Annotated in this window: 6 protein-coding genes and 1 tRNA gene; 3 read left to right on the top strand and 4 right to left on the bottom strand. The window is 69.1% G+C overall.

Going from position 1 to position 7,008, the window contains the following annotated elements; genetic code table 11:
• Positions 1 to 837 (top strand): IS256 family transposase (locus D6B71_RS17910; protein WP_240641529.1); only part of this gene is annotated, 837 nt, incomplete at its 5' end.
• A gap of 597 nt (positions 838 to 1,434) precedes the next feature.
• On the opposite strand, the gene D6B71_RS17905 is transcribed toward D6B71_RS17910, so the two are convergent.
• From D6B71_RS17905 to D6B71_RS17890, 4 genes are all read right to left on the bottom strand, one after another.
• Complete coding sequence (locus D6B71_RS17905; protein ID WP_126688311.1) at positions 1,435 to 2,232, bottom strand: hypothetical protein; 798 nt, start codon at positions 2,230 to 2,232, stop codon at positions 1,435 to 1,437.
• Positions 2,233 to 2,389: 157 nt separating this feature from the next.
• Positions 2,390 to 3,634, bottom strand: a complete 1,245-nt coding sequence (locus D6B71_RS17900) for a tyrosine-type recombinase/integrase (RefSeq protein ID WP_121257581.1) — start codon at positions 3,632 to 3,634, stop codon at positions 2,390 to 2,392.
• Positions 3,627 to 3,863, bottom strand: a complete 237-nt coding sequence (locus D6B71_RS22920; protein WP_164519729.1) for a helix-turn-helix domain-containing protein — start codon at positions 3,861 to 3,863, stop codon at positions 3,627 to 3,629. The genes D6B71_RS17900 and D6B71_RS22920 overlap by 8 nt, the downstream gene beginning before the upstream one ends.
• Before the next feature lie 236 nt (positions 3,864 to 4,099).
• A tRNA-Arg gene (locus D6B71_RS17890) sits at positions 4,100 to 4,172 on the bottom strand.
• Between the two features lie 144 nt (positions 4,173 to 4,316).
• Here D6B71_RS17890 and D6B71_RS17885 point away from each other — a divergent pair.
• Both D6B71_RS17885 and D6B71_RS17880 read left to right on the top strand, forming a co-directional pair.
• Positions 4,317 to 4,877 carry a hypothetical protein gene (locus D6B71_RS17885; RefSeq protein ID WP_126688310.1) on the top strand — a complete coding sequence of 187 codons (561 nt, stop codon included), beginning with the start codon at positions 4,317 to 4,319 and terminating at the stop codon, positions 4,875 to 4,877.
• A gap of 259 nt (positions 4,878 to 5,136) precedes the next feature.
• Positions 5,137 to 7,002 (top strand): phosphoenolpyruvate carboxykinase (GTP), encoded by a 1,866-nt coding sequence (locus D6B71_RS17880; RefSeq protein WP_121257575.1) that lies wholly within the window; start codon positions 5,137 to 5,139, stop codon positions 7,000 to 7,002.
• Positions 7,003 to 7,008: the final 6 nt, after the last annotated feature.

Here is a 7,008-nt window from a genome sequence, read left to right as displayed (position 1 = left end):
CGGGACCGACCAACACGTCAGCCCGTACCTGCACCTACACATGAGGTCGTACGCGGACACGAGGACGCCGGGCCGTTCACGTTCGTGGCCGCCGATGCGCTCGTGCTCAAGGTCCGCGAAGGCGGCCGCGTGGTGCCCGTGCACGTGCTCGTCGCGACCGGCGTCAACGCCGATGGCCACCGCGAGATCCTCGGCGTGCAGGTCACCTCCAGTGAGGACGGCGCCGGCTGGCTGGCGTTCTTCCGCGACCTGACCGCCCGCGGCCTGGCCGGGGTCAAGCTCGTCACCAGCGACGCGCACGCCGGCCTCGTGGCGGCGATCGGCGCGACCCTGCCCGGCGCTGCCTGGCAGCGGTGCCGCACCCACTACGCGGCGAACCTGATGTCTGCGACCCCGAAGTCGTCCTGGGGCTGGGTCAAGGCACTGCTGCACTCGATCTACGACCAGCCCGACGCCGAGGCCGTGCACGCCCAGTTCGACCGGGTCGTCGACGCCCTGGCCGAGAAGCTCCCCACCGTCGCGGACCACCTGGAGGAGGCCCGCGCCGACATCCTCGCGTTCACCGCGTTCCCGAAGGAGATCTGGCGCCAGATCTGGTCCAACAACCCCAACGAGCGGCTCAACCGCGAGATCCGGCGCCGCACCGACGTGGTCGGGATCTTCCCCGATCGAGCCAGCATCATCCGGCTCGTCGGCGCAGTCCTGGCCGAGCAGCACGACGAGTGGGCAGAAGGCCGCCGCTACCTCGGACTCGACGTCCTCGCCCGAGCCCAGGCCGTCGACCACATCATCGTCGAGGAGGTGACCGACTCGGACCTCCAGGCCCTCACGGCCTGACCGACACGCCCAACCGGAGGATCAACCTCGTACACCACCCCACCGGACTTGACCGTGACGACGCATCGTCAGTTCACTCCCGTCAACCTGGGCCGCTTCTCCCCGCGCTGAGCGGACGGCGGAGGCTGGCTACAGGTTTGCGACCCGAGCGCCGGGCGGCCCGGCTCCCGGGCGCTGTTCGCTGAGCTGCGACGCATGAGATCGCAGCTCCGCCGGCCGACGCGGCCGCGGCCTCAAGTGCCAGGGCTGGTCTTGCGGCGCCGCTCGACCACGGGTCGCGATCGGACTGGTGCCCTCTGCGAGTCCCACGGGTACAGGCCGTCGAGAAGCTCGATCACGCTCACCTGCAGCTTTCTGGCAAAGGCGTCGAGCACCTCGAGGGTCGACAATCGCTGACCGTGCTAGACCTTGCTTACGTAGGTCTTGTGCACCTGTGCTGCCTCGGCGAGTGCCAGCATCGTCAGGCCCTTCGAGCCGAGGACCGGTCGATGTCGTAGGTGCGCGGGTGGGTGGCCGAGTAGCAGCGGCGCAGACCATGTGGGCACCGTGGCGCAGCGGTAGCCAGCGTTCAAGAGCAAACAACAACGCCTCGACTGATCAGGATCGACGTCGTGTGGCTATTAGGATGCTGACAACTCCAAGAACCACTCCGCCGCCGGCCGCAGCTCGCCAGACCCAGTCGAGGGCGCCCCAAGCAGGCACCAGCACTGCGGTTACGACGCCGAGGTAGGCGAGCAGGAAGGTCGCCACCTGTATCGCATGAGCTGAGCGCTGCTCGTCGAGCAGGTCGCCGACTAGCTCGGCCGTCACAGCCATGTGAACGGCTCCTTGAGCCATGTACGTAGCCCCCTGGTTCAACGCCGACAGCATCGCGTCGTGCCGTGCCGCGTCGAGTTCCTCGCGTCGCTGACGATCCGCTTCCCACTCAGCCGCGAGCTCGTCCTGCTCCCGCTCCCATTCCCCCTCTTGGAGTTCGCGCTCGGCAGCTTCTGCTGCCAGCCGCTCCTGCATCTCCTCGAGGTGCCGAGTTAGCGAGCGTGGCGGCTCGATCGGCTTCATGCGCTCGAGGTGCTTGTTCAAGCCGAAACCGAAGTCCATTTCAGGCAGTAGCGCCGGGGTGTCTATCTTCGGCACGGCCTCCGAGATCTGAGCGTCGAGGTTCAGGGCCGACTGGATGGTGCGGCCGAAGCGCTCGCTGACCTCGCGGTAGCCCTTCGTCTGTTCTTCGACCCTTGCCCACATCTCTGCGGCTGGCTCCGCCATCAGGCGCATGGCCTCAGCTCGTCGCTCGGATAGCGAGGGGACGATCGCGGGAGCAGCAGTCGCGTCGGCGTCTTCATCGGCCTCTGCTGCACCCGACAACTCGTCCTGGGGTCGAGCGTCCTCATCGGTCACGAGCGCGACGATAGGACCTGGCAGGGACAGTCTTGCCCGTCCTGATGTGACGGGGAAGCGCCCTCCTGCGCAATACAGGCTGGTCAGAGTGCCGCGTCATTCTGGGCGGGTTGCCCGTGGCCTCGACGGATCACTACGGTCGATATTGAAGCGGCACTCACCTTCCGATCTGGTCATCCCAGAGCAGTGCGCCCATCTGTCGCGCGGCGCGACGCCGCAGTTCGTCCACGGCGTGGGTATAGCGCTGGGCAGTGGCCATCTCGGTCCAGCCCATGATGGACATGACGGTGCGGATGTCGACGTTCTGCAGCAGCAGGAGGGTCGCGGCCGTGTGTCGGGCGTCGTGGAGGCGGACCTCCCGGACGCTCGCCACTTGGAGGAGGGCCTTCCATTCGGTGTGGTCCCGCGCGGGATCGATTAGCCCGCCACTTCGAGCCGGGAACACGAGGTCGTTGGTGCTGTCCCAGTCGGATCCGGCTGCGAGGCGTCGGCGGTTCACGACGGCGCGATGAGCACGCAGCTCCTCCACGAGCGGCTGGGGCAGCACGACCGTCCGCTTCGACGCCTTCGTCTTGGGCTCGACCAGCTGCAGTCCACCGCCCGTCCGGTGATCGCACTCGGCCCCGCGCTTTCGCCCGCAGGAAGGCAGACCGCCGGCAGCCGGGCAGCCGTGCTCCCAAGTGTGGCGCTGCACAGACCGACGGATCCGGAGGACGCCGTCGTCGAGGTCGACGTCGGACCAGAGAAGTCCGAGCGCTTCGCCCTGACGCAAGCCGAGCGAGAGCGCGATCGACCACCGGGCCGGATGCAAGGTGGATTGCGCGGCGGCGAGGACTCGGCGACTCTCCTCGACCGAGAGCGGTTCGACCTCGACGTCCGCGGCGCGTGGCGGCCTGGCCGCTACCGCCGGGTTGGTGGCCAGCCGGCGGCGCCGTACGGCCTCATTCAGCGAGGACCGCAGAACGCGGTGGACGGCGCGGATGACGTGCACTGAGTGACCTTCAGTCTGCATCCGCCGATAGTGCTCCTCGAGGTGCTCGGGGCGGAGCTCACTGAGTCGCCGACCGCCGAGGGCAGGGACGACGTGGACACGCATCTGGCTGCGATAGGTCGACAAAGTCTTCCACCGCGCCGTCATCGGGAGCACGGACTCGAGCCAGTGCTCGAGCCACTGGCCCAGGGTGACGTCGTCCTGGGTCCAGACGTAGGTGCCGGCGTCGCGACGGCGCTCGAGGTCACGGACGGCGTCGCGCAGCTCGGTTTTCGTCCTGCGCTGTATGTGCTTGCGCGCGGTGCTGCCGTCTGGGCGTCGCCCCATCGTGACCCGGGCATGCCAGCAGCCGTCGGCGCCCCGGTAGAGCGTGGAGGTGGTCTGCTCGACGGGCTTGCGGGGCCTACTCATCGAGGTCCTCGGCGTGCTGGTCTCGCATCTGGGCGATGAACCGCTCGAGCTCCTGGCGCTCCACGCGCACGGAGCGGCCGAGGTGGACGACGCGCAGCCGGTGGCTGGCGACGTGGCGCTCGACGCTGCGTCGTGCGCAGCGCAGCTGCTGGGCGGCTTCGTCGAGGGTGAGCAGCAGGGTGTCGGCTGCGGTCGTGGTCAGGGGGCTGGGGTGTGTGGTGGTCTCCATGTGGCACCAAAGTGCGGAGACCGGTCCCGGGCGATCACGAAACCGGGGGGACGCGGGGGGACGCTGTCGACTTTCGGGGGGACGCCCTGGGGGGACGTGACGGGCCGCGACTGGACCCGGCACTGGCGTCCCCGAGAGTTTTTGAGCCAGTTCTTGAGCCGGCAGAGGCCCGCTCCCTAGTACGGGATGCGGGCCTCTGAACCTGTTTGCGCAGGTCATGCGGTAGATCCGATCTGCGCGCCCGTAGGGATTCGAACCCCAAACCTTCTGATCCGTAGTCAGATGCTCTATCCGTTGAGCTACGGGCGCCCGCCGTCCGTGGGACGACTGGACGAGGATAGCGGACCGGACGGCGCGAGCCGAAATCGCCCCCCGTCGCGCACGCAACACCGCAACTGCCGCAAACCGCCCCCAACCCTCAGCGAACAGGCGGAGGATCGGAGGATGGTCCCCGTGCGGACTCGGCCCGTCCGGCTGCTGGTCGCGCTCGTCGCGCTGCTCCTGGTCCCTGCCTGCGATGCCGGCGCCGACCGCGATCTCCGCCCCGAGGAGGAGGCCACGTCGGCGATGCCGCCGGAGGACATCGCGGCCACCCCTTCCGTGCCGTCCTGGTCCGGCAGCCGCGCACTCGTGCTCGTCGCGGGCAGCAGGGTGCTCACACCGCTGGCCTGCACACCCGCTCCCGAAGCAGGCCTGATCTGCACCGCTGACGGGGACACCTACGCGACCGCAGGCACGTCGCAACGGGCGACGCTGGTGGGCGCCGAGGCCCGCCTGGACGAGGGCCACACGTCGTGGCAGTCCGCCTTCCGGTTCGCCGCCGGCTCGGAACGCGCGCTCGTCCGCGCCCAGGAGTCGGCGCAGCGCGCCGGCGAACTCCTCCTCTTCCAAGTGCCCGACGGGCCGGTCGTCGCCGCCATCCCGGTCCCGAGGGTGAACGGCCGGACCCTGCTGTTGGCGCGGCTCGACAAGGCCGACGCCTGGGGCTTCGTCCGCGCGGTCGCCGAGGAATGAGGCCGTGCGAGCCGGCGCGATCGCGCACTGTGACGCACACCACCCATGGTTGATCGATCCAATATGTTCCGGCCGTAGGCCGTGGGTACCGTGACCCCACTCCGGGTTTCGCCGCACTTGGGACAAATCCGGGTCCCATCCTAGACGGTCGCCGCCAACGACGTCGCGCGATCCCCAGAGCAACACACCTCCGTCGTCCAGCCCGACGGACCGGTGCCCCGGCCACGGCGCACCGGGAACGCGCGAGAGGGAACCAGGCATGACCGCAGAGACCCAGGCACCCGCCCCCACCATCCCCGCTGCCCACCTCGAGGCGGCGGGGATCGCTGCTTCGGCACCCACCACCCATCAGGGCATCCTCGACTTCGTCGCCGAGGTCGCCGCGCTGACCCAGCCGGACTCGATCCACTGGTGCACCGGCTCCGACGAGGAGTGGACCCAGCTCACCGACGCCCTCGTCGCGAGCGGCACGTTCACCCGCCTGAACCCGGCGATCAAGCCGAACTCCTTCCACGCCGCGTCGACGCCCAACGACGTCGCCCGGGTCGAGGACCGCACCTACATCTGCTCGCTGGACCCCAAGGACGCCGGGCCCACGAACAACTGGATGGACCCCGAGGAGATGAAGACCCTCATGCGGGGTCTCTACGACGGGTGCATGCGCGGTCGCACGATGTACGTCATCCCGTTCGTGATGGGCCACGTCGACGCCGAGAAGCCGATGTTCGGCATCGAGCTCACCGACTCCGCCTACGTCACGGTCTCCATGCGCGTGATGGCCCGGATGGGCACCGAGGTGCTCGCCAAGATGACCGAGCTCGACGCCGAGTTCGTGCCGGCGATCCACTCCGTCGGCATGCCTCTGGAGCCGGGCCAGGACGACATCGCCTGGCCGTGCAGCGACACCAAGTACATCGTGCAGTTCCCCGAGGAGCGCGCGATCTGGTCGTTCGGCTCCGGCTACGGCGGCAACGCCCTGCTCGGCAAGAAGTGCTACGCCCTGCGGATCGCCTCGGTGATGGCCCGCGACGAGGGCTGGCTGGCCGAGCACATGCTGATCCTGAAGCTCACGAGCCCCGAGGGCGTCGTGAAGTACGTCGCCGCCGCCTTCCCGAGCGCCTGCGGCAAGACCAACCTCGCCATGCTCGCCCCGACCGTGCCCGGCTGGAAGGTCGAGACCCTCGGCGACGACATCGCCTGGATGCGCGTCGGCGCCGACGGCCGGCTGTGGGCGGTGAACCCGGAGTACGGCTTCTTCGGCGTCGCCCCCGGCACCAACCACCACACGAACCCCAACGCGATGAAGACCATCGAGAAGGGCAACTCGGTGTTCACCAACGTGGCGCTCACCGAGGACGGCGACGTGTGGTGGGAGGGCTTGGAGAACCCGCCGGCCAAGGCCACCTCCTGGAAGGGCGAGCCCTGGACTCCCGACAGCGAGGAGCTCTCCAGCCACCCGAACAGCCGCTACTGCACCCCGATCAAGCAGTGCGACATCCTCGCCCCCGAGTACGACGACCCGCGCGGCGTGCCGATCGACGCCATCCTGTTCGGGGGTCGCCGCAAGACCACGGTCCCGCTGGTCTTCGAGGCCCGCGACTGGACCCACGGCACCTTCCTCGGCGCCACGCTGTCGTCGGAGACCACCGCCGCGGCGGTCGGCCAGGTCGGGGTGGTGCGTCGCGACCCGATGGCGATGCTGCCGTTCATCGGCTACAACGCCGGCGACTACTTCGCCCACTGGATCCAGATGGGCAAGGACAACGACGCGGCGAAGCTGCCACGCATCTTCTACGTCAACTGGTTCCGCCGCGACGACGACGGCGGCTTCCTGTGGCCGGGGTTCGGCGAGAACAGCCGCGTCCTGAAGTGGATCGTGGAGCGCATCGACGGCCAGGCTGCGGCCGCCGAGACGGCGATCGGCTATGTGCCGACCCCCGAGGCACTGGACACCGACGGGCTGGACGTGACCCCCGAGCAGCTGGCCCGGGCCCTCGCCGTCGACCCCGAGGAGTGGAAGGCCGAGGTGCCGCAGATCCAGGAGTGGTTCGACAAGTTCGGCGACCAGCTGCCCACCGTGCTCTGGACCGAGCTCGACGGGCTGAAGGCCCGGCTGGGTCTCTGACCGACC

The organism is Nocardioides ferulae (genome assembly GCF_003660455.1).
Taxonomy (GTDB): domain Bacteria; phylum Actinomycetota; class Actinomycetes; order Propionibacteriales; family Nocardioidaceae; genus Nocardioides; species Nocardioides ferulae.
Note: the sequence above shows the minus strand (reverse complement) of the source record. Positions and strands in the feature narration are given on the sequence as shown.

Excerpts from the sequence above, each read along its gene's own strand:
- D6B71_RS17900 (WP_121257581.1), bottom strand. The coding sequence starts at position 3,634 with ATGAGTAGGCCCCGCAAGCCCGTCGAGCAGACCACCTCCACGCTCTAC.
- D6B71_RS22920 (WP_164519729.1), bottom strand. The coding sequence starts at position 3,863 with ATGGAGACCACCACACACCCCAGCCCCCTGACCACGACCGCAGCCGAC.
- D6B71_RS17880 (WP_121257575.1), top strand. The coding sequence starts at position 5,137 with ATGACCGCAGAGACCCAGGCACCCGCCCCCACCATCCCCGCTGCCCAC.